We start from the raw sequence: 26,576 nt of genomic DNA on the forward strand, positions 1-26,576 counted from the left end.
GGGCCGTTGGCCTGACCTTCTTGACGGACATGGTTGCCCGCTCATTGCGCTAACTGGCCGATGATGGTTAGTGAGTGTGGGTGGTCTGACTGGTGCTGTTGCAAAGTTGTGGGGGTGTCAACACGATCGCCACGGCGGAAATGATGCGTTCCCACCACTAACCCATGAGGAAGCTGTCGTAGCGGTCTCTCTGGCGGTGACACTGACCCACTGGTTCACTACTCCTGACCTAGTGCAACGAGCAAGAAACCGACTGCCTCAGCAATAGATGCTGGCTTAGGGCACAGTACCCAGGAGCTCTCGAACAGCTTCATCGAGCTTGGCCTGGACGCCAGCCTTCTCGAGTTCTGCCCTGATGAGCTTACGGATCCGTTGGAAACCGAACGTGGAGACGTCGACCTGGGCAGCGATCTCCTCTGCCTGCTCCGCCAGTTCCGCTAGCAGTACGTGAACATCGTTCCGAGGATCGTACTTGGGGATCGGCAGACGCCATACGTTCTTATCGAAATCACGCGCACCGAACAGACCCCGGGACTGATAGACGGAAACACGTTCGGTGGTTTCCGGCGCATTCAGGATAGCCGTTAAGTACCGCGCCTCACTCAGTCCACCGGCCGGCATCCAGTAAAGCTTGTGATCGATGATGAGCCGGGGGTTATCGATTCGAGCAGCGGCAAGGGTGTTTCCTGCTTTCGAGTAAACAACTCGATGCTTGGTGGCTCCCAGCTGGCGAACGATCTTCTGCTGGTAGTTAAGGTTCTCCCAGAGGGACAACTTGCTCTGCTTGGTCTTGTTAGCTTCCCAGAGATCCGATGCTTCGTTCCACCACGCCCGGAGCCGGTCGTTACCCGTATCTATCTCGCTTTCCGTCATCAGCTTGTCCCCTGTAATGGGGAGTACCGCCCTCCAGGGGGCGAGGAGACGGAAGGGGGCTGTCGTCGAGCCAAGATGCACATCAAAGATGAACTTGCTCGGAAGAACCCCTTCCAGTCCAGGAAGGTCCTTCCAAGGAGCCTTGTCAAGCTTCCCCCGCTGTGAGGCCACCGCTGTCGTCCCGGTTTTTTTACCGAGCTTGGACGTCGCTACCTGCTCTTCTGTCACAAAGAAGAGGAATCTTGGGAAGATAGTCGCACCGTTCACCACAACATCGTTGTACGGAGAGCGGATGCCGGGGTCTACACCAATCACAGTGTTCTTCTGCTCCTCGACAGTGAGGTTGGCAGCAGTCTTCTCCCATCCTTCCTTGTCACGAAGCCCTTCCATGACCTTCTTGACTTTGGGAAACCCGCTAGGCGGCAACTTTTGATATGCCCGGGGGTCGAATATGTGCTTTCTACCAAAGATAACCGCTGATGGGACGGGGAAAATGGCTGGGCGAATCTTCTCTAGGTCCCAGAGCTCGGTCACTTCTCCACGCAGGTAGCGCCCCCATTTTCCAGTGCGGAAACCATCGTAAGCTTTCCGACTGAGGACTGCGAGGGGCGTGACAAAGTTGAAGGAACCCCCCTTGACCAGGTATTTCTCAACAGATCGAACGATGAACAGAGCTACGAGGTCCTGCTGCGTAGCAACCTCGCGCCCCTCCCAGATGCCGTGTTTCTCGGCAAATGCTTTGTACTTGCTCTGCATGTCAGGAGTCATGAACCGGTAGGCCACCCACGGCGGATTACCGATGAGTACATCTACGCGCCGCCCGTCCATGGACAGCCACAGTGGGCGGACCTGGTTGCGGACATAGAAGCCCCAGATGGAGTCGCGTCCTTCGGCGTTGAGATCGCACAGGAGGTTGAAGGTCTCCTCGAGGGTGACATAGTCAGGGTTGTTCTTGCCGATACCGAACTTGCGGAGAATCGGTCCTGCTTGGGGACGTGCCTGGGTGCTATCTGTGTGCTCCTTTGCCCGGTCTGTCATCGCGGTGACAAGCTGGTCGAAGGTGTCGGTATCTTCCATCGAATCGAGAGGGAAGGCGAGGGTACGTCCGATAGAGAAGAGAGCATCTTCTTCTTCGACAGCCAGGTCGGCAGCATCAGTGTTGATCCTGACGACGTTCTCGTCATGGTCCCCTGGCTGGAACCACTGCATAGAGTCACCCAGATGAACAGGAACCCAGATATCGTCGCGGTCCTGGAGGAGTTCTCCGAGTGCAAGTAGGTAGGTGACGCGTGCCAGCATGACTGAAACGGGATGGATATCGAGGCCAAAGACGTGGTTTTGGATGTGCTCGACGGTCTGAGCAGACGACCACCCTGCCTCCTCGGCGGCGCGAGCGATCCGTCGAATAGCCTGGAAAACGAAGGTGCCTGAGCCGCACGCGGGGTCGAGTGCGGATTGAGCCAACGGGTCAGTCAGTGCTTTGTCGACGATGCCTTCGGCGAGCCAGTCGGGGGTGTAGTACTCGCCCATGCTCTTGCGGGATTCCGGGTTGATGATGGACTCGTAGAGGATCTTGAGGACGTCATGGTCGATAGAGGCCCAGTCGAAGACGGCGATGCGATGGACGATACGGGTGAGGAAGCGCCGCCCCTCATCGCCGGCCAGAAGCACCCAGTCAAAGAATCCCGGCTCAATGACGTTGTAGATGCCAGCTTGTCGGAATTCCTCTCCGCTCAGGAGCTGCTCGGGGTGAGTGATGAGGTCTTCCAGCGAGAGCCCCATGACTGCGTGTCCGATGGCTGAGGCTTCGATGACCAGGAGGGTGTGGTCGATGAAGAGTTTGGTCTGGTTGTCGAAGTTTGTTCCTAGGGCACTGCGGAGGAGTCTTGCCCAGAGTTGGCGCTTGAGACCGACCATAGGTTCATCCGCGACCTGGTTGTATAAGGACTCCAGGTAGGCAACATCCTGCCGGTACGCAGGTGAGTCCGCGCCGAGCATGGTTTCGATGGTGTTCTGGGTTGGGCGGACATTATGGCGAGTGGCTAGGACAGCTTGCAGCCATTCGACCAGATCGTCCCCTTTATCTGCTGTTGTGAGCTCGAACGTAGAGCGTCGTGCGAAAGTAGCGGCGGCAGGGTCGACTTCATAAAGCCACCAGGAACGGCCGTCGGTCAGAATACCGTTGTAGCGTGATCCGTCTTGGGACATGCGAGTTCGGACGTAGCCATGGAGCTGAGAGATGAAGTCGGCGTCAGCCTGCTCGTTGGTGAGCTGTCTCTTGACCTCGATGACGGTGGCACCGGTGGCGACGTCGATGCGACGTCGGGTGCCATCTCCGATCTGCTCCTCGAGTCGAGGGGCATCCAGATCAAACTCACCTACTAGAAGAAGCGTCTTGATATCCGACTGGATGTCAGCCTCAGTCCTGGCAGTTTCCAGCGGCGATGCCAGCCGCTTGAACAGTGACTCACTCACACCCATATGTGCTCCTTTTTCAACTTCAATATTGCTGCTAGCAGCATATCGCTGGAGCTACTGGATCTTCCCCCACTGCCGCCTGTAGATGTTTCCACCACCTGTGCGGGCAGAGAGGTCGCGGGCTTCTTTTTCGGTGGCGCAGGGTTCGGAGAAGGTTCCCCACGATCGGTCGAAGATGATCCAGTCGACGTGGCCGTCCATGTCGGGTTCTGGGGTGCGTGGTGCCATGTCCCTGACCCTAGATGGATGGCAGAGCGAAGCTCCTCTTCTCCCCTCTCGTCGATGAAAGATCCGGTCGGCTACAGGTAGAGGTAGAGGGGTATAGGACCTAAAGGTCCTATAGGGGAATCTCTGGAAACCCTTCCTGAACAGTGGAAACCTAGTACACCTCGGGACCGTTTATGCGCACCAGCGGGACCGTTTATGCGCACCCTAACGCTCCGCTACAGGGCTACGCGGCTACAGGGCTACGCGGCTACAGGGGGGGTGTCTCCCTTTGAGTGGACACCCCCACCCCTAGATCCCACAGAAAGACACCACCATGACCCCGTTCACGCCAGCAGACGAAGCCCGACAGAAGCTCCAGGAGCGAGTCCACGACTCCGCCAGCGATTTCCCCATCCACCACTTCCCCATAACGGAAGAAGAGGCCCGCGAAGAGGTCCAGGCAAGCCTTACAGCCTTTGATCTTGCCCACCGAAAGGACGGCGTCGACGCACTGCTCGCAAAGCTCTACGAACGCACCGAGATTGGCATGATTCCTGACGCCAACGTCCTTTCCGGTGGAGATTTCTACGATGAGGTCACCTTCGTCGAGATTATGGAAGAAGCTGGCCAGGACCCAGGCCTCGAACAGTAGTCATGATTCTTCTTGATGATTCCATGGGTGCCTGGATGGTGGCCGATTCCCGAGCCGAGCTACTTGGGGCCCTGTTCGATCTCCTCGCCGACGAACCCGAAATATGGCAGCTGACTAAGATCGCTGCCGCCTGCCTGGGGCACCAGGAAGACCTAGCCCGGGTTTTTCACGGGAAGTAGCCGGACACCCACCGAAGAGATAAAGAAAGTGACCCTTGACCAGGTACTTTGGTAGTTGCTTAAGCTCCATAACACCAGGTCGAAAGGATCACCTTCAGGGTGAAGACTACCAGTTTCCACATCGGTACCCCCACCACGTCCCAGTTGTGTTCCAACGCCGGACTCATGCTCCTGGTCACCACCGCCGATCAGGTTTCCGTCGCGGACGCGATCGACACCGAACTGGGTCACCGGCAGAACCCGAACCTGGTCCACACCACCGGCCACACCATGACCACCCTCGCCCTGGCACTCGCTCTCGGCGGCGACGATGCAGGCGATGTGGAACTTCTTTCTCCGCAGGTGGCCACCGGTCTGATCGACCAGATCCCGTCGGATTCCACGGTGCACCGCCGGCACAAAGAACTCGCCCACCATGACGAGAAAGCCGATGGCGTCGGCACCATGGCGGTCCTGGCCGGGATGAACACAGCACGCACCACAGCATGGGCCTCCTGCGGTGCGGCGAATCCCGCAGCCCGCGCGACCACCACCAATCCTCTGGTGGTGGACCTGGACGCCACGGAAGTCCTCTCCCACTCGGATAAGGAGCATGCGACCCCGACGTGGAAGAAACACTTCGGATTTCACCCCCTGGCCGCGATCGTCGACCACGGTGAGGGACTGACCGGGGAACCACTCGCCGTGCTCCTACGCCCCGGCAACGCCGGCTCCAACACTGCAGCTGATCACACAGAAGTCCTCGACCAGGCACTGCGCGCTCTTCCGGATCACGCCGACGGACACCAGTGGGGCACGCGTCTGCTCATCCGGACTGATGCTGCCGGTGGGTCCCAGGCCTTCCTGGGCCACCTCGACGCCCTGGGCCTGGCGTATTCCATCGGATTTCCCGTGACCTGGCAGATCGGGGACATAGCCTCCAGCCTTGGCGAGGCCGTCAAGCAGGGCATCATCCGCCCCGACGGCACCGTCACCGACCCGGGTGACGGCTACGTTGCCGATATCACCTCCCGGATGCGGTCCTGGGCCGGGGAACCGCTTGGCACCGACCTGGACAAATATCCCGACGATATGCGGATCATCATCCGCGTGGAGCATCCTGCCTCTGGTGCGCAGCTGCGCATCACCGACGTGGACGGCCGCCGTGTGCAGGCCTTTGTCACCAACCAGCCCGGGCATGCCAACAGGTTGGATGTCCTCCACCGGGCACGAGGTCGGTGTGAGCAACGGATCCGGGATCTCAAGGACTGTGGGTTGGGGACACTCCCGCACGAAGGCTTCCGGATGAATCAGGTGTGGTGTCACGTGGCGGTGCTGAGTCTGAGCCTGATCACCTGGGCCGGGTTGATCACCGCTGCCGATGGTGATGCTGCCCGCCAGCGGTCGCGGTGGTGGGTATGGGAGCCGAAGACTCTACGGGCGCGGATGTTGTCGATCGCTGCTGTTGTGGTCCGTCACGCCCGGCAGGTCATCCTGCGGTGTGATGCCGCTGCACCGCACCGTGAGTTGTTGGAGCACGGTTTGTCCCGGATCAGACAGTCAGTCTGATCCTGGACCTGTCCGGCCCCGCGCTTGTGTCACTGCAGTCCTTCACGCCCCGCCCACGAGATGAACTTGGACCCCTCGGTTCCCCGGCCCAGCACCCGCCGGGACTCAGCCGACCCTACGGTCGGGCATCCCCACGCCGAGAACTGGACGACAAGACCCGTGAAAGATCCGGGCTAAGCGCCAGAGCTTTGGCAGTGTTACTCTTTGGGCATGGTGGTACGCCGTTTGGAAAGCCTTGGTCTGATTATCGGACCCTTGCTGTTCGCCCTGTCACCGCTCTTCTGGATCGACGGACACTATGGAGTGACCGGCGGGCTTCTCATTGCCATAGCCGCCGTGCCCTGGGTGTACGGACTCATTGGGGAATACAACGCCCTCCGCCCCCGGTTTCCCCTTCTGTCGGGGCTATGGATGCTTCTGGTGCTGATCGGCATGTTCGGCACCGTCGCGTTCGGGCTGCAAGGCGTGTTTGAGAGTGTGTTCGGTATCACCGAGTTTCGCTCGCTAGCTACTTTCGACATCTACCCACTCCCGGTGGCTATTGTGCTGATTCTGGCCGGACCGCTCTTTCCGGTCGCGCTTTTGTCCTTGGGCGCAATGCATTGGTGGACCGGGCTCACGCCCCGCTGGAGCGCTGTGTCGTTGGTATTTGCGGCGGCTGCGTTCCCGGTTGCGCGGATATCTCGATCTGTCCCAGTTGCGTTCATCGCTGACCTCGTCATGCTCGCAGCCTTCTGTGTGGTCGCCTGGTTTGCCTGGCATCGAAGGGACGAGGAATCCATATAACTTGCGGCTTGCGCTCAATGATGCAGAACTCTGACCCTGATTTCCAGAACATCGCAAGAAAGGTGCGCTCCCATGACCACCCACTGGTGCTGTTGCAAACTTCAGGCGGAGAGCCGTGACGACCCAGTCTTCATCCTCTGATGCTCGCTGCGGGTCGGCGTTCTCAGGCAGCCTCGAACACCCGGCTGACGATCACCGCATCCGGATTCGGTTGCCCGTAGGCAAACATCGCGCCCTGGCCGGTGCTGTTGCAAACTTCAGGCGGAGAGCCGTGACGACCCAGTCTTCATCCTCTGATGCTCGCTGCGGGTCGGCGTTCTCAGGCAGCCTCGAACCCCCGGCTGACGATCACCGCATCCGGATTCGGTTGCCCGTAGGCAAACATCGCGCCCTGGCCTTTCCGTAATGAGTGCATCGCTTCCATCCCTTTCAACGTCCGGTACGCCGAGGTCCGGTTTTTGAACGCCCCCTTCGGTCCGAGGATCCGTTTCAGCCGCCCATGATCTCCTTCAATGACGTTATTGAGGTATTTCACCTGCCGGTGTTCCACGGTCTGCGGGCAGATTCCCTCTGACTTCAACTCGGCGATTGCCCTGGCCAGGGAGGGTGCTTTATCGGTGTTGATCACCCGCGGGGACCCGGTTATCGTGTTCGACCTCAGGGTCTTGGCCAGGAAACGCTTCGCTGCGGCGACGTTACGCTTTGGGGACAGGTAAAAATCCAGGGTATGCCCGCCCGCGGTGATGGCCCGATAGAGGTAGCACCACTTTCCCCCGACCCGGATATAGGTCTCGTCCACCCGCCAGGACCGGGCCTGCCAATCCGGGACTTGTCGGTACCACCGGGTCTGCTTGTCCAGCTCAGGAGCATATTTCTGGACCCAGCGGTAGATGGTGCTGTGATCGACCGGTACGCCGCGTTCGGTCATCATTTCTTCCAGATCGCGGTAGCTGAGCCCGTAGCGGCAGTACCACCGGACCGCCCACAGGATGATTTCACGGGGGAAATGACGACCGGAGAAGATGCCCATGGCTGTGATTATTTCACGCAGGTCTTCCTGTCGCCCGAACTTTGCAACAGCACCCCTCGTTTGACGAGGTTTCGGGATATCGCTCCCAGACCTACGCACTCGTCCGTTCCGGGGAGCTGCGCTCGATCCAAGTCGGCGGCCGTGGGCAGTTGCGCGCCGAGCACCCCGAGCTCGAGGCGTCCATCCAGCGCTGCGGCGAGGAGACTGCGCAGCTCGTCGCGCGCAAGGAGGAGGCGACCCCATGAGGTCGACCCCTCCCGTACTCGCCGGCGGTGCAGGCCGGCCCGCAGTCCGACCGGCTACCCCGGGTGAGCAGCCAGCGTCTCCGCCAGACCCGGCAGAACTTGCGCACCGCTGACTGTAAGCATATACTTACACCTGACATCGTTCGATTACGATCCGGAGGGGTGATGGACGCAGCACGGCTCGCTCAGATGCTCAGTGCTCTCGGAAGTGAGCCTCGGTTGCGAATTATCGCCTCCCTAGAGACGGAGCCGACCCATGTCAGTGAGCTGGCCCGCCGACTCGGGATGTCTCGGCCACTGCTCTACCAGCACCTCAACCGCTTGGAAGCTGCTCGACTCATCGAGAGTGGCCTGGAACAGCTCGGAGAGAGCCGAGTGAGGAGGCACTACTGGGTCGCTCCGTTTCAGCTTGAAATAACTCCAGACCACATTGTGCACCTGATTAATCAAGAACAGGAAAGGGAATCTTCGTGACACTTACCGCTACCGTATTTGTTATCATCCTCGCCGCCGCACTACCACTCGCGATCTTAGTTGTTCTTATCGTCTGGGTGGTACGCACCGTCACCAGCGCACGACGCGAAACGGCGACGGCGATCGATGGTTCGAACCAACTCATCGTGGAGCACCTACGCAACATCACCGAGCGGCTGGATCGGATTGAGGCCCAACTCAGCGAGGTCCCCGAGTAATCAGGCCCTCCAGAGAGCCGGTGACCGCCACGCCCCTCTTCATGACGCTGGAGGGCGTGCAGACCATCATGTCCATTGGCCGCTCCCAGCCCTACGCACTCGTCCGCTCCGGTGACCTGTGAGCGATCCAGGCCGGCGGCCGGGTGCACGACATGGAAGGGATCCATGACCTTTCTCGCCTGAGGGAGCGCCTGGTCCACCGCGGTGGCGTAGCCGGCAAAGCCATCCATCGTCACCACCTGGACGTGCTCCCGGAAGTCGGGGGTGCGTTCCTGCAACCAGGTTCGCAGGACCTCGGCACTGCGTCCCGGGCGCATGTCCAGCAACCGGGCAGGACCTGCCCCGGTGACCAGGGGTGTGAGGTCCACCAGGACCGTCACGAACGAGGAGGGCTGGCCGGGGCGGCGGGTGTGCTTCCACACATGCTCGTCGACCCCGAGGATGCGTACGCCGTCCAGGTGGGAGGGGTTGTCGTAGACAAGCTTGCGGCAGGCGTGGACAGCGACCTGGTTGACCAGCTCCCAGCCCACCCCGAGTGCTTTCGCCGTGGCGGACACACTCATGCGGTCGACTGCCAGGCGCTGGAGGACCCAGCGGGTGACCCGGTGGGTCAGCTTCGCACCATCATCGGCGCAGGTCAGGGAGGTCTGGAAGATCTTCCTGTCGCAGGTGGTGTCCGTGCAGGTGAAACGGGGGACGCGCACGTGCAGACGGGTGGGGAACCCCACGACGGGAAGGTCGACCAGGGTCCGGACGATGTGGTCCCGTAGCTTTCCGGGATTTCCGCACTCGGGGCAGAGGCCAGCCACGGCCACCGGGGTGGCGTCGATGATGGTGATACTGCCGGCGTCGGCGGCACCGGTGATCGTCAGGCCGATCTCGGCGGTACGGCAGATGGTGTCGGCCACGAGGTTGCCAGTAGTAGGCTGCACAGTAGGGTCCTGGTTCGGTTGGATGGAAGCGTCGTAACTCTCATCTTGTACCGGCCAGGACCCCTACATGTTGTGCCACCCCGAACTCCACCCTGGGCTCACCTACGCACTCCGAAACGCGAAGAGCCGGCAACCTGAGCGGTCGGGCTGTAGTGAGGGGCTACCGCGACTCCGCTTCGCGAAGCCTTGCTCAGTGTTCCCCAGCGGTAAAGGAGGCCCACACCGGTGCTGTTGCAAACTTCAGGCGGAGAGCCGTGACGACCCAGTCTTCATCCTCTTTCGAGTTTGTGATCTCCGGTCCTTGCGGTTCATGAGCCGCTCACGGTAGAGGCGATTTTGCTTGTGGCGGTGTCGCCACTTCTCGGTCGGAGACCAAATCTTAGACATGGACTCCAGGGTAGATGTTCCGGTGTTGAATAACTACGACCGAATATCAACCCTCTGCAACCACATCACCGACAGTCCCCAGCCCAAGACAGTAAGAACCACTGACGAGACCACGAGTGCAGTCAAAGTAGAAAGGTTTAGATCTCCCGCCGTAGAAACTGCAGTGCTACCAAGGGAAATCGTATTGGTTATGAGTGCAGACGGAAGAACCCACATAAGCTTTTCAAAACCGGCGCTCACCACTCCATAAGAAAGGATTGTGCCGCCTAGTGCTATGGCAACTGGTGCCGCGAAATTGCGGATAATCATCGAGAAGAAAGATTGCCAGGATGCCACTGCAGCTCCCGGTAGTATCGCCAATACGATTCCCGCAATATTTACCCATGGCAAAGGCCCAGGTACGCGAAGTACCATGCCGGCAATGATGCCAAATAGCAGGAGCATGAGTTGCATGAGCGAAACCAACACCACCAAAGCGCCGATCTTTGCGGCGATTGTTCCCCCAACTCCCCGTGGCATTGTCATCAACTGATTCCAGTTGAATCCGCGGTGTTCGAGACGCCACGCAGCAGAACCAAGGATCGCGATACCGATAGTCATGAAAAACAATCCATAAAACAGCACGACCTGAGAAAGATAGCTAGACCAGCCCGCAGTGAGCATTTCCTTATTTGCCGAGTAGTTTCCAGCTCCATAACCGACTGAAATTAACGGGATGAGTACTAACACCGTCCAAATGTGGGAGCGTCGGAACTTAAGGAGTTCATTTCGAAGCAGCATTGCTAGTACTCCCTTGAATTAAGTCGATGGGTCAAAAAGACAAAACTGGCCGCAGCAATCACCACGAATAATCCCCATGGAACCCATGCTTGTTGAACTGGGATGACACCAGCGTCCGTGAAGGTGTACGGGGTAATCACTGCGAAATAGCCAAACGGATTGATCATGCTTAACCACTTCGGCGAGAGCATTCCCCAGATACCTAACAGCCCACCGAGAACGCCCACACCAAGCACTACCAATTGAGATTCGAATCGGGCAGCAATCCACATGAAAATTGCCAACATCGCTGCACTTGTGCCCAAGGCACCAGCCGCGGTACCTACCCAAACTCCCCAAACTTCAGCTGAAGGCCCGGGAGCCCCCAATGTGAATGGCGCACCCAAAATCACGCCCAATTCCACGACGCGCAGTAAGACCAAAATGAACAAGAAGATCACAAACTTTCGACGGAGCAACATGCCGGGCCAGGTACCTGCAACGGCATTGAGACGCCAGCCGCCAGCCAAGTGCTCGGGATCTACAGCACGGCTAGCAAGCAGCGCGAGTTGAATAGGAGCAAGCAGCGACAGCACCAACAAATAGCCGATCAAGTACGTCGCCCATTGTTCATCTGGGTTCACGACAAAAGAATCGATTTTCCCTGTTTTGAAAAGCCCCATGCTGGTGAACAACACAATGCCCACCGTCAACCCGATTCCAAAAATCCCCACGTGAGAGCGTCGAAGTTTAGCGACTTCGATGGCAAGGTTTTCTATCATTGCAAGCCTCCTCGACCAGTGAGCCCGATGAAGACTTCTTCCAAGCTACGATGCTGTCGGACTACCTGAGTGATCGGAATTCCTTGCTCAACGAGACGCACGCACATTTCCGAAACGTCCTGCTCACTCAGGTTTCCGAGCAGCAGCCCACCCGAAACTGTTGCGGGGTCTAGAGCCCGCAACGCTTCAGCTGCCCGTGCCGGAGAAGGGGTCTCCACAAAGACATAAGGCAGCTTGGTTTCGAATAGCTCCCGCTGCGTCCCTTGGAATAGGAGCTGACCTTGGTGGATGATGCTTAATTCTGTCGCCATCTTTTCGATCTCGGAGAGTAGATGACTCGACACCAGTACCGTGCGGCCTTCGTCGCGAGCAAGGCTGACGATGAGCTCTCGGATTTCCTCGATGCCCGCCGGATCCAGACCATTCGTTGGCTCATCCAAGATGAGAATCTTAGGGTCGCGGAGCAACGCCAACGCGATACCGAGTCGCTGCTTCATGCCTAGCGAATAGTCTTTGACCAGCTTGTCCATGTGCTTTTCCAAGCGCACAAGGTGGATCGCACGCTGCACATTTGCCGGCTCAGCACGCAGCAGACGCGCTGCTATCCCTAAGTTTTCAGCACCGGTAAGATGCAAATATGCCGACGGTTGCTCGATTAGAGAACCAACATGCGCTAGCACACGGCTACGAGTCTCGCGGTTCATTGGCTGCCCCAACATGTAAATTTCGCCATCGGTTGGCTTGAGCAGCCCGAGCATCATTTTCATGGTGGTGGATTTGCCAGATCCATTTGGCCCCAACAAGCCATGAACGCTGCCTTCGAATACTGCCAAATTTAGCTTGTCGACGACACTAGTCGAACCATACTTCTTGGTGAGATTTCTTGTCTCAATGATTGTGGTCATGAAGACCATCTTGTCATTTCTGAGCTGCTAAAACATCGACTCCCAGGAGGATCTTTTCGTCATACCCAGGCATGATGTCGCTAGGACTCAAGCAGGTCTTCTCTAGAAACCAAACCGGCACGATATGCCAGCAGCGCGATATGTACTCGATCTCGAGAATTGGTTTTTGCCATCACGCGGCCTACATGCGTTTTCACCGTGGGCATAGAGATGAAGAAGCGCTCGCAAATCTCCGCGTTCGTCCATCCTTTTGCGATAGCCACCAGAATCTCATGTTCACGGCTTGTTAGATCAGACAATCGTTGCTGATCAGTGGCCGAAACTTTGGTTATTTGCGGTTCTTGCAACCTGTGGATAATCCGATTGGTAGCCCGTGGAGAAATTACTGCGTCGCCACGAAAGACCGTTCTGATTGATTCCAACAACACCTCTGGCTCAGCATCCTTCAAAATGAATCCACTCGCCCCGGCAGCCAAACCGCCGAGAACATACTCTTCATCATCGAAAGTAGTGAGGATAATCGACTTTGTTTCAGGTGCAATCTCGGCAAGCTGAGCTGTTGCGGAAATTCCATCGAGAATTGGCATCTGCACATCCATTACGACCACATCTACAGGCTGCAGCTGAGCCTTATCCAAAGCGTCGGCACCATTTGTCGCCTGCCACATCAGCTCCATGTCCGACTGGGAACCAATGATCTGACTGATGCCATGGAGAAACAGCGGCTGGTCGTCGACAAGCGCAATCTTCATGCTCGGCCTCCCAGCGGAAGTGTAGCGCGGACCTGCCATAAGCCGTCGATAGGGCGAGATTCGCAAGAACCACCGCTTAGCTCGGCTCGTTCACGCATCCCGGTAATTCCATGTCCGATTCCGCTAGGGCGCACTTCAAAGGGATTTTGCACGGTGACTTTCACTTGATCAGGCTGCCATTCCAGCTCAAGATCAGCGCTACCGGCACCATGTTTTTGGGCATTCGTCAGCGCTTCCTGCACAATTCGGTAGATCGTCAACGACACCGCACCATCTAATTGGTCCGGCGCCTCACCGATCTGGTTGTAATTCACACGCATGCCTTTGATCTGTTGTATGAGTTCAGGAATGTCGTTTGCCCCGATACTTGGCGACACCGCGTGTCCTTCACCTTCACGCAGGTAGCTCACGACGGAGCGCATCTGGCGAAGCGACTCACGGCCCACCAGTGCGATCGACACCAACGCCTCATCCTTCGCTGCTTCAGTATTGGCATAACGGCCACCATCGGCCTGCGCAGTAATAACGGTCAGAGAATGCGTGACCAGATCATGGATTTCACGAGCAATATGCTGGCGCTGCGCCTCCAGAGAACGCTGCAAGAGCTCTTTCTGCGCTTCCAAGGTTCGACGACGCAATTCACCCATCATTGCGCATGCAGCAAGGAGGGTGACGCTCCAAAAAACGTAAAAGGCTCGTTTGAGCGGATCGGTATCAGTTAATCCCGGCGTGAAAATCGCTAGGCCAACGATGTCACCCAAAAACAGCACCGCAGTAGCAACAGCGCGCGTAGGTTCGACGAAGTCCCGACGGACGATATAGGCCGCTAATCCAGCCACCAAGATACATGCGACAGTTATCTCAACCCTGAGCGCCGATACTGAGAGAATTGCGAAGAGCACCAGGAATGTCGATTTTGGCCAACGCTTACGCGTGACTGGAGCAATGCCCAGTGTGATAGTGAGCCACAGATCCAAGTCCCACAGACTGGAGAACTTCGTCCCCAAAAAAGACAGGGCGACCAATACAGCAGCTGCGATGGCGTCAACCGCCCGGAAACCTTTCACATCATAGACAGTAGCTAGATGCTAGTCATCACCGCATCATGCCGTGGTGTGACTGCGCTTCGCCAGAATCCCGAACTAGTTCTTTCGAGAACTCTTCAAACCACGCCAGCGACTCCGCGTATCGGGCCTCATTCCACTCCACCGCTGGATCCGGTTCGAGGTGGCCAAGTAACACGGTCAGCATGGCGATTTCTGCTTGGGACCAGAGTGCGGCCGGCGCGTCGAAAAGCGCAAGCTCAATGCGCTGATCGAGCCAGCCGGGATCGGAGAGACCGCGGTTGAGGATGCCATTCATCGTAAGCCCGGCCAGTTCAGACAGCGCTCGGAAGCCTGCGGGGCCGACCCACGGAGCACGCTGTCGATATCCGATGAGAGTGCATACCTGCTGGTAGATCCGGGCGCGACGAGTGACAAAGCTCTGTTGGATTCGCGCGAGCTCGGCGGCCACATCGGCCTTGAGATGCTCGTCCTCGAGACCGGGGAAGTTGGCGGAAATCCCAACGAAAAGCCGCCAATGGGGTGACGCTAACATGCGACGTATGTCGGCATCCACGGAGATGCGCAGCGCATTAACGACGAACGACCGGCGGCCCTCAGCCGTGTCCCAGTGGTTCGAGTGGGATTCGATCAACGTCTTAAGCTGCTTGATTTCGGCAAGCCCTTCCGGCAGCATCGTCACCTGTCCAAGAGCGGTGACCAGCGCGTCTGATCGGAAGTCAGCCTTGGAAGGCCAGGCCCTATAGGCGCTGGCGCGGGAAACTTCCGCCGCGGTGATGACTTTTTCCATTCGGATTACATCGAGCCCAACAGTGGGACCCGATACGACGAGCAGCTCGCTTGCAATGTCCAGCATGCGCTGCTTTGTCTCTTGTTCGGAAATCCTCTTGCCAACCATGAGACACAGTGTATCATCATAAATATGAGACATAATGTATCAAGGAGGCTCCGAATGTGGATCATCATTACAGTATTAGTAGTTATTGCTGGCTGTGCGGTATTTTTCCTTCTACCAAAGCCAGCCAACATCGACGATCCCGCCAAATTTGAGCGGACGTTCAACGCGGCCGAGCAGGATACTTTGACCTCGGTTCAGATTTCGTCCGCCGAACTCGCCGCCGCAAACTGTAAAGACGGTGACAAATGCTGGATTCTTGTCGACGGTGTCGTCTACGACATGTCCGTTTTCCCATCTTGGGCCCGCGGCATTCACCACAACATTAAAGCCGGCACCGACGGCACTTCCCACTTCTTAAAGTCCGGCCACGGCGTCGACATCCTGCAGAAGATGCCGGTGGTTGGGAAGCTAGAGGGATAGTACAAAAGGTGCTGTTGCAAACTTCAGGCGGAGAGCCGTGACGACCCAGTCTTCATCCTCTGATGCTCGCTGCGGGTCGGCGTTCTCAGGCAGCCTCGAACTTTGCAACAGCACCCGGTGGGGTCGTGGACGGAACCACCGATGCTGAGTCTGATTTCGCGTCTGGCGAGGTCGTCGGCTATCTCGTGGGCGTCTCGGACGGACCGGGCCAGGCGGTCGAGTTTGGTAACGACGAAGGTATCTCCGGCCCGGCAGGCGGCGAGGGCTTCGTGAAGTCCTGCGCGATTCTTGTTCCTGCCGGTAAAGCCATGATCAACATAGACGCGTTCGGGTTCAACGCCGAGGGATGCCAGGGCATCACGCTGGGCGGTGAGGTCTTGCTCCTCCGTGGACACGCGTGCGTAACCGACCATGATCTTAGACATGTAGATCAGTGTGTCACATAGGGATCCTTCACCGGACAGCTCACCGTACACCCTATACGGACACTTCATAGGTCACCATTAGCAAAGCATGTGAGTCGCGGAATTAGATGGCGCGGCTTCGGCGGTGATAGCCGTCGCGCGGCGCCACGACACCCCGCGACGGCACAAGCGATCGGTTCGCATTTCGTGGCATGCCTCAGTGGGAGTCTGCCACCTGATCGAGGAGCCCGCGGTATGAGTCGATGACGCCGTCAGCCAAGAGAAGGCGCGGCCAGAACACCCCCGTGACCAAGCCGATGAACTCGGAATCGTCGACGATGGGGCGCGCCATAGAGTGCACCGCGTCAACCCATGTGACCTTGACGTCTCCGCCGAAGATTTCAAGGTAAACCTCGGCAGTTTCGTGGACGTCGACGTTTCGGTCATGCTCGCCGGCCAGCAGTAGCCAGGGTATGTGACGTGTGGCCGCTCGGGCGAGATCGCTGGTGGCGTCGGCGCGGAAGTTGCCTTGGACGAACCCCCACCGCTCGAGGGTCATGGGGTCGGCCTCGGTCGTCTCACCGAGATACTCCTCGTAGCTTGCCCCACGCTCTAGGAGCGCATCCGTGGTGGCGCTTGCGGCTTCTGCGCGGGCGCGCTGTTCGGCGTCTGCGCGATCGTGATCGAGTTCCGATTGAAGGTTGAACTGCCCCTGCCTCAGCCAGTTGATGGCGGTACCGACTGCTACAACGCCGTCAATGTCGTCGCGGTCGGCGACCACCACGGGGAGTACCCAGCCCGCTTGGCTCGCACCCCACAGGACGATCGTCGACGTCGGAACGTCCGGCTGCGCCTTGGCCCAGTCGACCGCAGTGCTTACCTCCGCGGCGCGGTCGGGAAGACTCTGCGTGAGCCAATCACCATCCGACCCGCCGACGCCGGGCTTGCTCCATGAGAGTGTGGCGTACCCGCTGGCGGCCGCGCCGTCGAACCATGGGTCGTAGAGACCGTTCTGCGTTGCATCGACGGGACCGTCCCCATGCACCATCACGACGACTCCGTGAGCCTCGCCGCTCTTGGGCATCGTCAAGACGCCCGACAGGCTGCCAGTGGCCAGCGGAATCTCAACCTGACGCTCGTCGAACGCGTACGAGTTGCCGGCCAACCCAACCCCAACGGCGCCTACAGCAACGACCAGCACGGTCACGGTCACGATGGCCACCCATCGAAAAGCTCTCATCATGTGCACGATCGTACATGATTCGATAGTATCGATGGATGGAGATCATCATCGGGCGCGGCTTCACCGCGACGGAGCGGGGTCGAGTCGCCGCTCTCTACTGGGCGGCCTTCAGCCGCAAACTCGGCCCCGCCTTCGCCTCAGCGGAACGGGGTCTGAGCGTCGTGACGGCGTCGCTCCGGTCGGACCGAACCCTCATTGCCCGGTCTGGCAACAATCTCGTAGGAATGTGCGGCTTCCACCGCGACGGCGCAGGCGCCGTACCTGTGACCTGGCGCTCTCTGCGGGCCAGCCTGCCCTGGCTCGCCGCGGCACGGGCCACGCTCGTACTCAGCCCCTTATCCCGTGGAGACATGGATGACACGTTGGTGCTCGATGGGATCTGTGTGGACGGCGCGAGCCGGGGCCGGGGAACAGGTACCGCCCTCCTGGAGGCTGCCGTCGAGCTCGCCCGCAGTGAAGGCCTGCGCTCTGTTCGCCTGTCGGTCGTGGACACGAACCCTCGTGCCGAAGCGTTGTATCGACGCCGCGGGTTCGAGCAGGTCGCGACGGGGTCGATGGGCCCACTGTCCAGCGTGTACGGTTTTGATCGCTACACGACCATGGAGCGGAGAGTCAACGCGTGAGCAGTCGGATCGCAGGACGCACCATCGTCGAAGCGTTCCTCCCGATGAGCGGGAAGGCGCCTCTTGCGCCCGTATACGACACGGCGCACCTTCTTGGCACCGGCGATCAGCCCGTCCGTCTCGCGATCCGTCGAATGCAGGCAGCCGGCGAGCTGACACAAAGCGGACGCGGACGCTCAGGCACGCTTCAACTCACCGATACCGGACGTGGGCGCATAGACCGAGATCGATCCGCACTCGCCCTAGCCTTCACACAAGATGCCGGGCGCCTGCAGTGGGATAGCTCGTGGAGTCTCTACACGGTCAGTGCACCAGAGCGCGAACGCGCTGCCCGTGACTCACTACGCCGAACCCTCCTCGCCTCCGGCGCCGCCGCGCTTGCCACCGGCACCTTTCTGAGTCCACACGATCTCCGGCCACTCTTGGACCCGGCTATGGGGCGGTACGTGATCTCGGCAACCGCGAGGGATCTCAACATTCGAGGCGTCACAGATCCGCTGGCGATCGCGGAAGAGCTCTGGCCCGCCGGACCCATCGACGCCGCATACGACGTCATGGACGCAGCCATCAAACAAGACGACCCCACCGCCCATGCTGACGTCCGACGTATCCTCCTCGCCGACGCCCTCGAAGCCGCGCTCCGCAATGACCCCCTCATCCCCCTCGACCTGCGCCACTCTCCCTGGCGACCCACCACGCTCCGCCGAACATGGCTCGCACGATGGAACGACATCGCGCCATCAGCTGCATACTCGGCATGGGACACCGTGACCGTACCGGCAGGCTGAGCCAACTGCGGTCGTGGACCTGTCCGTAATCGACCGTTCATGAGTCAGCCGGCAGCCTCGTCGATTAGGTCGGCGAGTCGTGTCTCACGACCCGTGTCAGCAATCTATGTAAAACAAGCGGCGTTCGCGTTACACTGAGGCATGGCCACGATCGGTTACGCCCGAGTTTCAACCCGAGACCAGAATCCCGACGGCCAAACGGATGCGCTCAATGCGGCGGGCTGCGACAAGATTTTCGTCGAGCACGCATCCGGCACCCTGGCGAAGCGGCCGGCGCTGACGGAAGCCCTCGGGTATCTGCGCGAGGGGGACTCGCTCGTCGTGACGAAACTTGACCGGCTCGGCCGGTCGGTGAGAAACCTCAAACAGGTCGCGGACGAACTGCAACAGCGTGGGGTCGGTTTGAAGGCCCTCTCGCAGGGCATCGACACGACGACGCCGGGAGGCCGTCTGTTTTTCCACATGCTCGCCGCGATCGCGGAGTTCGAACACGACCTCATTGTGGAGCGCACCCACGACGGTCTCGCGGCCGCGCGCGCCCGGGGCCGGAAGGGCGGCCCGAAGTTCAAGATGACGCCGACGAAGATCCGGCAGGCCCGGGCGATGTATGACGAGGGCGGCCACACCGTCCAAGAGATTGCCGATACGTTCGGGGTATCCCGGCCCACGATCTACCGGCACCTGGCCGAGCACGTCGAGCGGGCCTGACGAGGAATCATGGCGCGCCTCAGCGACCGGCAGAAAGCCGAGCTTGTGCGCCAACACCAGGACGGGGTGCCGTGGACGCGCATTGCGGAACACTCCGGCGTTGCAGTACGGACCCTGCAACGCTGGGCAGCCCGGATGGAAATGGGACAGCTCTCGCGGGCACCTCGCAGCGATAAGGGTTCGACGCGCATCAACGCCGAGCTGGTGAAGGCGATCGAGGCGCTTGCTGTGCGGCGTCCCGCGCCGACCATCGCGTATATCCACCGCCGTGTCGGTGATATCGCCAGGGGCCGAGGACTATCCGCCCCGGGATACACCACGGTCCGCGATATCGTGCACGGGCTCGACCCGGGCCTGACCGCTCTCGCGGACGGCGGGGACGCGGCCTATCGAGACAAGTTCGAGCTGGTCTACCGCCGCACTGCCTCCGCGCCGAATGAGCAGTGGCAGATGGATCACACTCTGCTGGATGTGATGATCCTCGATGACCGGCAGCAGCCCGTCCGTCCGTGGCTCACGATCGTGCTCGACGACTACTCGCGAGCGATCACAGGCTACGCGGTCAGCGTCCCAGCACCCACAGCCGAGCATTCCGCGCTGGCGTTCCACCAGGCCATTGCTCGGAAACGAAACCCGAAGTGGGTGGTGTCGGGTCTCCCGGACATCCTCTACAGCGATCACGGGTCCGACTTCACCTCGACCAGGATCGAGCACGTGTGCCTCGACGTGCACGTCCGCTTGATTCACTCACGGATCGGCGTCCCGCAGGGGCGCGGCAAGATCGAACGGTTCTACCGAACGATCACGACCGAGCTGCTGCCGCACCTGCCCGGCTTCATCCCGCACGGCACCGGTGGATCGCCCATCACCGAACCCGCGTTGACCTTGCACCAGCTCGATGACGTTCTCGAGCGATTCATCGTCGACGAATACAACGAACGCATTCACTCGTCGACGGGTGCTGCCCCGCACGAGCGATGGCGCAGCGACAGTTTCATCCCTCGAACACCCGCCCGCCTTGAAGACATCGATCTGCTTCTACTCACCGCAGCGACGACCCGTCGTGTGCAACGCGATGGGATCCGGTTCGCATCGACCCGATACATCTCCCCAGTCCTCGCCGCGTACGTCGGGGAAGACGTCACGGTGCGGTACGACCCCCGCGACCTCGGGGAGATACGAATCTTCCACGACAACACATTCCTCTGCCGCGCAATCGCCCCCGAACGCTCCTCCGAGACTGTCTCCTTCGCGGACCTACACGCCGCGAGGAACACGCGACGTCGCGCTCTGAAACAGCAACTCCGGGAGCTCACGACTCACGCAGGCTCCCTTCCCGAAGACACTCGCCACCAACCTGAGATTGCAACGGTCTTCGACAACCCACCTGACCAGGCCGCGATACCTCCCGCACGACACGGATTGAGGACCTACGCCAGTGACTGACCCAGACAGCAAACCCCAGTCTCTTCTCTTCACGCCCGACGATGATGGACGTCGATTCCTCAACGGCCATTTCGACGAATTCACCGATGCGCCTCCGCCCCACGCGGACACCTTGCCCGCATTCGTGACCACACGTGAGCACCGACGATTCACCGAGTTCGCAGATACCGTCCGATCCCACCGCTACATCGGCCTCTGCTACGGACCACCCGGCGTCGGCAAGACACGCTCCGCACGCAACTACGCCGGCACCGACGAATGGGAACAGTGGTACCCGCTCTCCCGCGGCAAGGGCCCACTGCCGCCCGTGCCCGAAGCGGTCCAACGAAGCCGCACGGCATATTTCACACCCACCGTCGCCGCGACCATCAAGCAGATCGATCAAGGCCTGCCCCGTGCGTGCCAGCAAATCTCCTGGGCCATCGACTACGCGCAGCACGGGCACGTTGATCCTTTCGTTCACGCCGAGTCCCAACACAGCGGGAACACCGAACTGCTCATCATCGACGAAGCCGATCGACTCAAAACCGCCGGCCTCGAACAAGTCCGCGACTTCTACGACCGCCACCGGATGGGCGTCATCCTCATCGGCATGCCCGGCATCGAAAAACGCCTCGCCCGCTACCCCCAGCTCTACAGCCGCATCGGCTTCGCCCACGAATACCGGGCTCTACGCAACGACGAACTCACCGCCGTCGTCGCGCAGCGCCTCCCGGACCCTGACCCAGACGACTCCGAACTCGCACACACCGCAGCTCTCGCCGCAATCGTCCGCGCCACCAACGGGAACTTCCGTCTCGCCGATAGACTCGTCACCCAGGTCAACCGCATACTCGACATCAACAAGCAGACGCGCCTCATCCCAGAGGCCGTCGACGCCGCCCAAGAAGCACTCCTCATCGGACGATAAGCGGCGCGGGAAACACGACATTCATCGCCGCGATTCACAGCAAAGCAGCAGGTCAGCGGTTGGCGTGTCCGGTGGAGGACCGTCTTACGGGACAGCTCGACAGTCTCCATGGGGAACGCCGCTTTCAGGCCGACGAAGCGGGAAACCGCGCGATAGGTCGTGGTTGCAAGTCCCTAGACTTATTGCATGACTGATTCTCAGGTTCAACAGGCCTACGCCGCGCGAGCAGCCGAGTACACGGCTATTCTTGGGGCAATCGATGACATGCATGAGCTTGATCGGAGCCACATGGAACGATGGGCTGAACAGATTAGTGGCCGTATCATCGATGCCGGATGCGGCCCGGGACATTGGACGGATTTTCTTCACAGACGGGGTGCCGACATCTCAGGCATTGACCTCGTGCCCGAATTCATTGAGAGTGCCCGACTTCGCTTTCCCGATGTATCGTTCCAGGTCTCCACGCTCCGCGGCCTCGACGCAGCCGATGGAAGCCTGAATGGAGTGCTCGCTTGGTATTCACTGATTCATCTGCCCCCGGCAGAACTACCGCCAGTTCTCATCGAGCTCGCGCGAGTTCTCTCGCCACAAGGGCGCCTGCTCGTCGGCTTTTTCGAGGGTGAATCCGCAGAACCGCTTGACCACGCGGTTACCACGGCTTACTGCTGGTCCGTTGATCAGATGAGTGGCCTGCTGCATGACGCCGGGTTCGAAGTGATCGAAGTCGAAAAGCGCCAAGATCCCGGCAACCGGCCCCACGCAGCAATTTGCGCGATTGTCCGGTAGACGTTCACCTTGCGGGCGCTCAAGCCCTGCGCTGAGGACTTCGGACGGTGAATTCGCCGTCGATAATTGGCACACAGCCTTTAGCAGGGCATTCCAGAATGTCTATTCACTGAGACCCTTCGTGCCGAGACCCATTGGGAGTCACAACCCGGTCAATGAGGAAAAGCATCGCTGCCTGGATCGTATCTTTGTCGCCACCGCCATCAATATCCAGTGCTGCCCGATCAAATGATGCCGACAGCAGGTTCGTTAGGGCAGAGACATCGTGTCCGGGCATTGCGTCTTCGAGGCCTTCCCGTAGTGATGCGGCGGCATGGCCCTCGTCTATTGTTTCCATCGTGACCGTACCGAGAGCCGCCGGGCCTTCGATAAGTAGGAGGCGAGTACGCCCCGGAACTGCCATTGCCTTGAGGTAGGCGACGCTGCCCTCTCGTAAGTCATCGACAGGGCTGGCGTTGGCCGGCGCAGCATTTTCTATCTCCTCTGCGACCTGGCGGGCCTCCTCCTCGAGCACTGCTTGCAGGACTTCGCTCTTATCCCTGAAGTGGTGGTATAGCGCGCCACGGGTCAGCCCCGCTCGCTCAACCAGCTCTGGCGTGGATGTGGAGGTGAACCCTTTCTCAATGAAAAGCGACCGTGCTGCGACAAGCAGCGCCCGTCTGGTCTGAGCGCTGCGCTGAGCGTTTGTCTGGACTTGAACTTTTTGCATACATACAGTCTGTATGTTAGTTTTCTTACATGCAAATCATCTCGAGCTCCTATCCCGTAATCATGACCGAAAATGTGGCTGGCACCGCTGCCTTCTACCAGCAACATTTCGGCTTTGAACAGCTGTTTTCAAGCGACTGGTATATCCACCTGCAACGTGAGGAACATGCCTTGGCCGTCTTGGATGGCCAGCACGAGACCGTGCCCGAGTCGCACCGAGGAACTGCTTCCGGCCTACTGCTCAACTTTGAAGTTGATGACGTCGACGCCACATACGCCAAATTCATTGCCGCAGGCCTACCGATAATCACGCCACTACGCGATGAGGACTTTGGCCAGAGACATTTCATTACCGCAGACCCCAACGGCGTACTGGTTGATGTCATCACCCCAATCGCGCCGAGCGTAGAGTTCGAAGCGCAGTTCACGCAACCGTCCTAACCGCCCCCTCGCGTACGGCATTTGTGAACGATGTTGTGGAGATCATTGCGTTGGCAGGGCCACATCCGCGGGCATTGACGGCTAGCCGATTGGAGCCAAGTCCGAGCTGCTCGTCGGCGTCGCGCCTCCACGCGATGCAGGAGATTCTTTCAGGTCACAATGCAGGGAACCTCTGCGAATGTCCCGTAGGAGGTTCCTCTTACGTACGTTTCCCGGAAGACCGGCTTACGGGACAACTGTAGGTGAAAAGTTCCTTCTAGCGGGTGGGACGCTGCAAAAGGTGCTGTTGCAAAGTTCGGGCGACAGGAAGACCTGCGTGAAATAATCACAGCCATGGGCATCTTCTCCGGTCGTCATTTCCCCCGTGACATCATCCTGTGAGCGGTCCGGTGGTACTGCCGCTACGGGCTCAGCTACCGCGATCTGGAAGAAATGATGACCGAACGCGGCGTACCGGTCGATCACAGCACCATCTACCGCTGGGTCCAGAAATATGCTCCTGAGCTGGACAAGCAGACCCGGTGGTACCGACAAGTCCCGGATTGGCCGGCCCGGTCCTGGCGGGTGGACGAGACCTATATCCGGGTCGGGGGAAAGTGGTGCTACCTCTATCGGGCCATCACCGCGGGCGGGCATACCCTGGATTTTTACCTGTCCCCAAAGCGTAACGTCGCCGCAGCGAAGCGTTTCCTGGCCAAGACCCTGAGGTCGAACACGATAACCGGGTCCCCGCGGGTGATCAACACCGATAAAGCACCCTCCCTGGCCAGGGCAATCGCCGAGTTGAAGTCAGAGGGAATCTGCCCGCAGACCGTGGAACACCGGCAGGTGAAATACCTCAATAACGTCATTGAAGGAGATCATGGGCGGCTGAAACGGATCCTCGGACCGAAGGGGGCGTTCAAAAACCGGACCTCGGCGTACCGGACGTTGAAAGGGATGGAAGCGATGCACTCATTACGGAAAGGCCAGGGCGCGATGTTTGCCTACGGGCAACCGAACCCGGATGCGGTGATCGTCAGCCGGGTGTTCGAGGCTGCCTGAGAACGCCGACCCGCAGCGAGCATCAGAGGATGAAGACTGGGTCGTCACGGCTCTCCGCCTGAAGTTTGCAACAGCACCTAGTTCATCGCGTCGATGAGGATCTTGCCGGCCAGTTCCTCGCGCGGCAGATCACCGATCGCGCTGAATGGCACCGCCACGACCACCATGTCTCCTGCCGCGGCTGCATCTGCCGCCGTTCCGGGGGTGGCGTTCGCACCGAGCTCGGAGGCCAGGCGGCGCAGACCGTCGGGTCCGCGTCGGCTCCCGAGGGTGACGGTGTATCCGACGCCTGTGGCGAGGCGGGCGATGGCGGCACCGATCTTCCCGGCGCCGATGATTCCCAGATCAGTCATGATCACACGTTCCTTTCGTTGATGGCTATGCGTGGGCCTCGACCGTTTCGGCAGGTTCCGCAGGGGTAGCGGTGCGACGCTGTCCGGGGAGGAAGACCGCCACCGCGACGGCGGCAGCGAGGACCAGGAGCCCGTTCACGACGATCGCGACGGTCAGGCCCCCGAGCAGCCCCGATGTCCCGGCCTGGCCGGAACCGGCGAGACCCGCCGCGAGGACGGACGCGATCAGTGGGGTGCCCAGAGCGAGGCCGACCTGCTGGCTCGTGGTCGTCAGCCCGGTCGCGAGGCCCTGCTCGCTATCGGGCAGGCCCGAGGTCGCGGTGACGGTGTAGCCCACGATGGTGCCGATGTGCCCGAGGGCACCGATCACGATCCCCGCCAGTGCGATCGCCCACGAGAGGCCGTGGGCGCCGGCGACCGCGATGAGCAGAGTGCCAGCGCCTTGGAAGATGAGGGCGGTGACGACGAGGGCTTTCTGCCCGTAGCGGCCGATGATCCTTGGCGTGAAGTTCGCTGCCACGACCGATACGGCGCCGATGACAGCGATCATCACGCCGGTGAGGACGGCGCCCATCAGGAGCACGTCCTGGAGGTAGAGGGTGAGCAGGTAGGTCAGCGACGACATCATCGAGAACGTCGTCAGCCCTGCCAGGTTCCCGAACGCGACCGTGCGGCGTCGCAGCACGGCAACCGCCACGAGCGGCTCCTTCGTGCGGGCCTCGACGAGGAAGAACACCACGAACAGCACGATGGCTCCGGCGAGCCACGGGTACGGATCAGGGTGCGCGAGACCGGTGTCGCCGGCGATGGTGAGGCCGAAGACGAGGCTGGTGAGGCCCGCGCTGATGAGCAGCGCGCCGGCCAGATCGAGGCGCGGCTTAGTGGCGGGGCGGGTCTCGGTGAACAGGATCGGGGTGAAGATCAGCACGATCACGGCGATGGGCACGTTGATGAGGAACGCGGCCCGCCACGACAGGCCGGCGGTGAGCAAGCCACCGAGCAGCGCGCCGGTGGTGAACCCGGCTGAGATGAGCGCCCCGTTGATCCCGAGGGCGCGGGCACGGCGCGGGCCTTCCTCGAACGAGGTCGTCAGCAACGACAGGGCGGTCGGGGCTACCGCCGCGGCACCGAGGCCCTGGATCACGCGGCCGACGATGAGGAACCATGCCGTGTCTGCCAGTCCGCCCATGAGGGAACCGGCGCCGAGGAGGGCGATGCCGAGGAAGAACAGCAGCCGCCTGCCGACGAGATCGCCGAGCCTCCCGAAGAGGAGACCGAGGCCCGCTGAGGGTAGAGCGAATGCCGTGATGATCCATTGCAGACCGGCGACCTCGATGCCGACGTCACGGCCGATCTCGGGCAGGGCGACGTTGAGGACGGAGAAGTCGACCGCGAGGAGGAAGCTCGCGCTGAGCAGGACGACCAGCTTCCACCGCTCCGAGCGGGAGAGGCGAGTGTCAGAGGGTTCGGGCATGAGGGTCTTTCTGAGGTCGGTGCGGTGCGAGACGCGCGGGTGCGTCTCGCACCGCACGA

27 protein-coding genes and 3 pseudogenes are annotated in these 26,576 nt (G+C 60.2%); 15 read left to right on the plus strand and 15 right to left on the minus strand.

Translation table 11 applies throughout. The features are described from left to right. Positions 1-276: 276 nt before the first annotated feature. Together CTEST_RS09995 and CTEST_RS13700 are read right to left on the minus strand one after the other, a co-directional pair. Complete coding sequence (locus CTEST_RS09995) at positions 277-3,348, minus strand: N-6 DNA methylase (RefSeq protein ID WP_158408164.1); 3,072 nt, start codon at positions 3,346-3,348, stop codon at positions 277-279. Positions 3,349-3,405: 57 nt separating this feature from the next. Then, the gene (locus CTEST_RS13700) at positions 3,406-3,579 is read right to left on the minus strand and encodes a hypothetical protein (RefSeq protein ID WP_158408165.1); all 174 of its coding nucleotides are present in this window, start codon (positions 3,577-3,579) and stop codon (positions 3,406-3,408) included. Positions 3,580-3,892: 313 nt separating this feature from the next. Between CTEST_RS13700 and CTEST_RS10000 the strand changes: the two genes are divergently transcribed. From CTEST_RS10000 to CTEST_RS10010, 4 genes are all read left to right on the plus strand, one after another. Then, a complete protein-coding gene (locus CTEST_RS10000) occupies positions 3,893-4,210 on the plus strand; it encodes a hypothetical protein (protein WP_047253611.1) in 318 nt (105 codons plus the stop codon). A 2-nt stretch (positions 4,211-4,212) separates the two neighbouring features. Beyond that, positions 4,213-4,389 (plus strand): hypothetical protein, encoded by a 177-nt coding sequence (locus CTEST_RS13705; protein WP_158408166.1) that lies wholly within the window; start codon positions 4,213-4,215, stop codon positions 4,387-4,389. A 99-nt stretch (positions 4,390-4,488) separates the two neighbouring features. Continuing rightward, positions 4,489-5,937 (plus strand): IS1380 family transposase, encoded by a 1,449-nt coding sequence (locus CTEST_RS10005; protein ID WP_052844369.1) that lies wholly within the window; start codon positions 4,489-4,491, stop codon positions 5,935-5,937. A gap of 210 nt (positions 5,938-6,147) precedes the next feature. Continuing rightward, a complete protein-coding gene (locus CTEST_RS10010; protein WP_047253612.1) occupies positions 6,148-6,723 on the plus strand; it encodes a hypothetical protein in 576 nt (191 codons plus the stop codon). Positions 6,724-7,042: 319 nt separating this feature from the next. On the opposite strand, the gene CTEST_RS10015 is transcribed toward CTEST_RS10010, so the two are convergent. Then, complete coding sequence (locus CTEST_RS10015; RefSeq protein ID WP_047253613.1) at positions 7,043-7,753, minus strand: IS6-like element ISCef5 family transposase; 711 nt, start codon at positions 7,751-7,753, stop codon at positions 7,043-7,045. Between the two features lie 41 nt (positions 7,754-7,794). On the opposite strand from CTEST_RS10015, the gene CTEST_RS10020 reads away from it, so the two are divergent. Beyond that, positions 7,795-7,998 (plus strand): hypothetical protein, encoded by a 204-nt coding sequence (locus tag CTEST_RS10020; protein WP_047253614.1) that lies wholly within the window; start codon positions 7,795-7,797, stop codon positions 7,996-7,998. A gap of 189 nt (positions 7,999-8,187) precedes the next feature. After that, positions 8,188-8,472 carry an ArsR/SmtB family transcription factor gene (locus CTEST_RS13420; protein ID WP_236686175.1) on the plus strand — a complete coding sequence of 95 codons (285 nt, stop codon included), beginning with the start codon at positions 8,188-8,190 and terminating at the stop codon, positions 8,470-8,472. Between the two features lie 352 nt (positions 8,473-8,824). Here the strand turns inward: CTEST_RS13420 and CTEST_RS10030 are convergent. From CTEST_RS10030 to CTEST_RS10060, 7 genes and pseudogenes are all read right to left on the minus strand, one after another. Continuing rightward, positions 8,825-9,622: pseudogene (locus CTEST_RS10030) on the minus strand (ISL3 family transposase); the annotation flags it as partial. A gap of 420 nt (positions 9,623-10,042) precedes the next feature. Further along, positions 10,043-10,789 (minus strand): ABC transporter permease, encoded by a 747-nt coding sequence (locus tag CTEST_RS10035; protein WP_047253616.1) that lies wholly within the window; start codon positions 10,787-10,789, stop codon positions 10,043-10,045. A gap of 2 nt (positions 10,790-10,791) precedes the next feature. Beyond that, positions 10,792-11,550, minus strand: a complete 759-nt coding sequence (locus CTEST_RS10040; RefSeq protein ID WP_047253617.1) for an ABC-2 family transporter permease — start codon at positions 11,548-11,550, stop codon at positions 10,792-10,794. Then, positions 11,547-12,455 (minus strand): ABC transporter ATP-binding protein, encoded by a 909-nt coding sequence (locus CTEST_RS10045; protein ID WP_047254395.1) that lies wholly within the window; start codon positions 12,453-12,455, stop codon positions 11,547-11,549. The genes CTEST_RS10040 and CTEST_RS10045 overlap by 4 nt, the downstream gene beginning before the upstream one ends. A gap of 80 nt (positions 12,456-12,535) precedes the next feature. Further along, positions 12,536-13,207, minus strand: a complete 672-nt coding sequence (locus tag CTEST_RS10050) for a response regulator (protein ID WP_047253618.1) — start codon at positions 13,205-13,207, stop codon at positions 12,536-12,538. Continuing rightward, positions 13,204-14,274, minus strand: a complete 1,071-nt coding sequence (locus tag CTEST_RS10055) for a sensor histidine kinase (protein ID WP_052844370.1) — start codon at positions 14,272-14,274, stop codon at positions 13,204-13,206. The genes CTEST_RS10050 and CTEST_RS10055 overlap by 4 nt, the downstream gene beginning before the upstream one ends. Positions 14,275-14,302: 28 nt before the next feature. Then, positions 14,303-15,169, minus strand: a complete 867-nt coding sequence (locus tag CTEST_RS10060; RefSeq protein ID WP_047253619.1) for a TetR/AcrR family transcriptional regulator — start codon at positions 15,167-15,169, stop codon at positions 14,303-14,305. A 54-nt stretch (positions 15,170-15,223) separates the two neighbouring features. Between CTEST_RS10060 and CTEST_RS13125 the strand changes: the two genes are divergently transcribed. After that, positions 15,224-15,589, plus strand: a complete 366-nt coding sequence (locus CTEST_RS13125) for a cytochrome b5 domain-containing protein (RefSeq protein ID WP_052844371.1) — start codon at positions 15,224-15,226, stop codon at positions 15,587-15,589. Between the two features lie 116 nt (positions 15,590-15,705). Here CTEST_RS13125 and CTEST_RS13430 read toward each other — a convergent pair. Then, positions 15,706-16,005 (minus strand): annotated as a pseudogene (locus CTEST_RS13430) (recombinase family protein); the annotation flags it as partial. A 205-nt stretch (positions 16,006-16,210) separates the two neighbouring features. After that, positions 16,211-17,236: an alpha/beta hydrolase family protein gene (locus CTEST_RS10075; protein WP_047253621.1), complete on the minus strand. Its 1,026-nt coding sequence runs from the start codon at positions 17,234-17,236 to the stop codon at positions 16,211-16,213. Between the two features lie 35 nt (positions 17,237-17,271). Here CTEST_RS10075 and CTEST_RS10080 point away from each other — a divergent pair, with 35 nt between their 5' ends. The 6 genes from CTEST_RS10080 (at position 17,272) to CTEST_RS10105 (ending at position 22,497) form a co-directional block, all read left to right on the plus strand. Then, positions 17,272-17,859, plus strand: coding sequence for a GNAT family N-acetyltransferase (locus CTEST_RS10080; RefSeq protein WP_047253622.1), 588 nt, complete (start codon positions 17,272-17,274; stop codon positions 17,857-17,859). Next, a complete protein-coding gene (locus CTEST_RS10085) occupies positions 17,856-18,647 on the plus strand; it encodes a hypothetical protein (protein ID WP_201774807.1) in 792 nt (263 codons plus the stop codon). Before CTEST_RS10080 ends, CTEST_RS10085 begins: the two co-directional genes overlap by 4 nt. A 141-nt stretch (positions 18,648-18,788) precedes the next feature. Then, entirely contained in the window at positions 18,789-19,355 is a 567-nt protein-coding gene (locus CTEST_RS10090; RefSeq protein ID WP_047253623.1) for a recombinase family protein, read from the plus strand. A gap of 9 nt (positions 19,356-19,364) precedes the next feature. After that, positions 19,365-20,801, plus strand: a complete 1,437-nt coding sequence (locus CTEST_RS10095; protein WP_047253624.1) for a Mu transposase C-terminal domain-containing protein — start codon at positions 19,365-19,367, stop codon at positions 20,799-20,801. Then, positions 20,794-21,711: an AAA family ATPase gene (locus CTEST_RS10100; RefSeq protein WP_052844372.1), complete on the plus strand. Its 918-nt coding sequence runs from the start codon at positions 20,794-20,796 to the stop codon at positions 21,709-21,711. The genes CTEST_RS10095 and CTEST_RS10100 overlap by 8 nt, the downstream gene beginning before the upstream one ends. Before the next feature lie 186 nt (positions 21,712-21,897). Beyond that, complete coding sequence (locus CTEST_RS10105; RefSeq protein WP_047253625.1) at positions 21,898-22,497, plus strand: class I SAM-dependent methyltransferase; 600 nt, start codon at positions 21,898-21,900, stop codon at positions 22,495-22,497. A gap of 106 nt (positions 22,498-22,603) precedes the next feature. On the opposite strand, the gene CTEST_RS10110 is transcribed toward CTEST_RS10105, so the two are convergent. Continuing rightward, positions 22,604-23,206: a TetR/AcrR family transcriptional regulator gene (locus CTEST_RS10110; protein ID WP_047253626.1), complete on the minus strand. Its 603-nt coding sequence runs from the start codon at positions 23,204-23,206 to the stop codon at positions 22,604-22,606. A gap of 62 nt (positions 23,207-23,268) precedes the next feature. Here CTEST_RS10110 and CTEST_RS10115 point away from each other — a divergent pair, with 62 nt between their 5' ends. After that, positions 23,269-23,646, plus strand: a complete 378-nt coding sequence (locus CTEST_RS10115; protein ID WP_236686083.1) for a VOC family protein — start codon at positions 23,269-23,271, stop codon at positions 23,644-23,646. Between the two features lie 333 nt (positions 23,647-23,979). Then, positions 23,980-24,690, plus strand: a pseudogene (locus tag CTEST_RS10120) (IS6-like element ISCef5 family transposase). A gap of 77 nt (positions 24,691-24,767) precedes the next feature. Here the strand turns inward: CTEST_RS10120 and CTEST_RS13600 are convergent. After that, positions 24,768-25,160 (minus strand): NAD(P)-binding domain-containing protein, encoded by a 393-nt coding sequence (locus CTEST_RS13600; protein WP_311775651.1) that lies wholly within the window; start codon positions 25,158-25,160, stop codon positions 24,768-24,770. Then, positions 25,069-26,517: an MFS transporter gene (locus CTEST_RS10130; protein WP_047253628.1), complete on the minus strand. Its 1,449-nt coding sequence runs from the start codon at positions 26,515-26,517 to the stop codon at positions 25,069-25,071. The genes CTEST_RS13600 and CTEST_RS10130 overlap by 92 nt, the downstream gene beginning before the upstream one ends. Positions 26,518-26,576 lie beyond the last annotated feature (59 nt).

Origin of the sequence: Corynebacterium testudinoris, assembly GCF_001021045.1 — a bacterium.
Taxonomy (GTDB): domain Bacteria; phylum Actinomycetota; class Actinomycetes; order Mycobacteriales; family Mycobacteriaceae; genus Corynebacterium; species Corynebacterium testudinoris.

Excerpts from the sequence above, each read along its gene's own strand:
- CTEST_RS13700 (WP_158408165.1), bottom strand. The coding sequence starts at position 3,579 with ATGGCACCACGCACCCCAGAACCCGACATGGACGGCCACGTCGACTGG.
- CTEST_RS10000 (WP_047253611.1), top strand. The coding sequence starts at position 3,893 with ATGACCCCGTTCACGCCAGCAGACGAAGCCCGACAGAAGCTCCAGGAG.
- CTEST_RS13705 (WP_158408166.1), top strand. The coding sequence starts at position 4,213 with ATGATTCTTCTTGATGATTCCATGGGTGCCTGGATGGTGGCCGATTCC.
- CTEST_RS10010 (WP_047253612.1), top strand. The coding sequence starts at position 6,148 with ATGGTGGTACGCCGTTTGGAAAGCCTTGGTCTGATTATCGGACCCTTG.
- CTEST_RS10015 (WP_047253613.1), bottom strand. The coding sequence starts at position 7,753 with ATGGGCATCTTCTCCGGTCGTCATTTCCCCCGTGAAATCATCCTGTGG.
- CTEST_RS13420 (WP_236686175.1), top strand. The coding sequence starts at position 8,188 with ATGCTCAGTGCTCTCGGAAGTGAGCCTCGGTTGCGAATTATCGCCTCC.
- CTEST_RS10035 (WP_047253616.1), bottom strand. The coding sequence starts at position 10,789 with ATGCTGCTTCGAAATGAACTCCTTAAGTTCCGACGCTCCCACATTTGG.
- CTEST_RS10040 (WP_047253617.1), bottom strand. The coding sequence starts at position 11,550 with ATGATAGAAAACCTTGCCATCGAAGTCGCTAAACTTCGACGCTCTCAC.
- CTEST_RS10045 (WP_047254395.1), bottom strand. The coding sequence starts at position 12,455 with ATGACCACAATCATTGAGACAAGAAATCTCACCAAGAAGTATGGTTCG.
- CTEST_RS10050 (WP_047253618.1), bottom strand. The coding sequence starts at position 13,207 with ATGAAGATTGCGCTTGTCGACGACCAGCCGCTGTTTCTCCATGGCATC.
- CTEST_RS10060 (WP_047253619.1), bottom strand. The coding sequence starts at position 15,169 with ATGGTTGGCAAGAGGATTTCCGAACAAGAGACAAAGCAGCGCATGCTG.
- CTEST_RS13125 (WP_052844371.1), top strand. The coding sequence starts at position 15,224 with ATGTGGATCATCATTACAGTATTAGTAGTTATTGCTGGCTGTGCGGTA.
- CTEST_RS10075 (WP_047253621.1), bottom strand. The coding sequence starts at position 17,236 with ATGATGAGAGCTTTTCGATGGGTGGCCATCGTGACCGTGACCGTGCTG.
- CTEST_RS10080 (WP_047253622.1), top strand. The coding sequence starts at position 17,272 with ATGGAGATCATCATCGGGCGCGGCTTCACCGCGACGGAGCGGGGTCGA.
- CTEST_RS10090 (WP_047253623.1), top strand. The coding sequence starts at position 18,789 with ATGGCCACGATCGGTTACGCCCGAGTTTCAACCCGAGACCAGAATCCC.
- CTEST_RS10095 (WP_047253624.1), top strand. The coding sequence starts at position 19,365 with ATGGCGCGCCTCAGCGACCGGCAGAAAGCCGAGCTTGTGCGCCAACAC.
- CTEST_RS10105 (WP_047253625.1), top strand. The coding sequence starts at position 21,898 with ATGACTGATTCTCAGGTTCAACAGGCCTACGCCGCGCGAGCAGCCGAG.
- CTEST_RS10110 (WP_047253626.1), bottom strand. The coding sequence starts at position 23,206 with ATGCAAAAAGTTCAAGTCCAGACAAACGCTCAGCGCAGCGCTCAGACC.
- CTEST_RS10115 (WP_236686083.1), top strand. The coding sequence starts at position 23,269 with ATGACCGAAAATGTGGCTGGCACCGCTGCCTTCTACCAGCAACATTTC.
- CTEST_RS10130 (WP_047253628.1), bottom strand. The coding sequence starts at position 26,517 with ATGCCCGAACCCTCTGACACTCGCCTCTCCCGCTCGGAGCGGTGGAAG.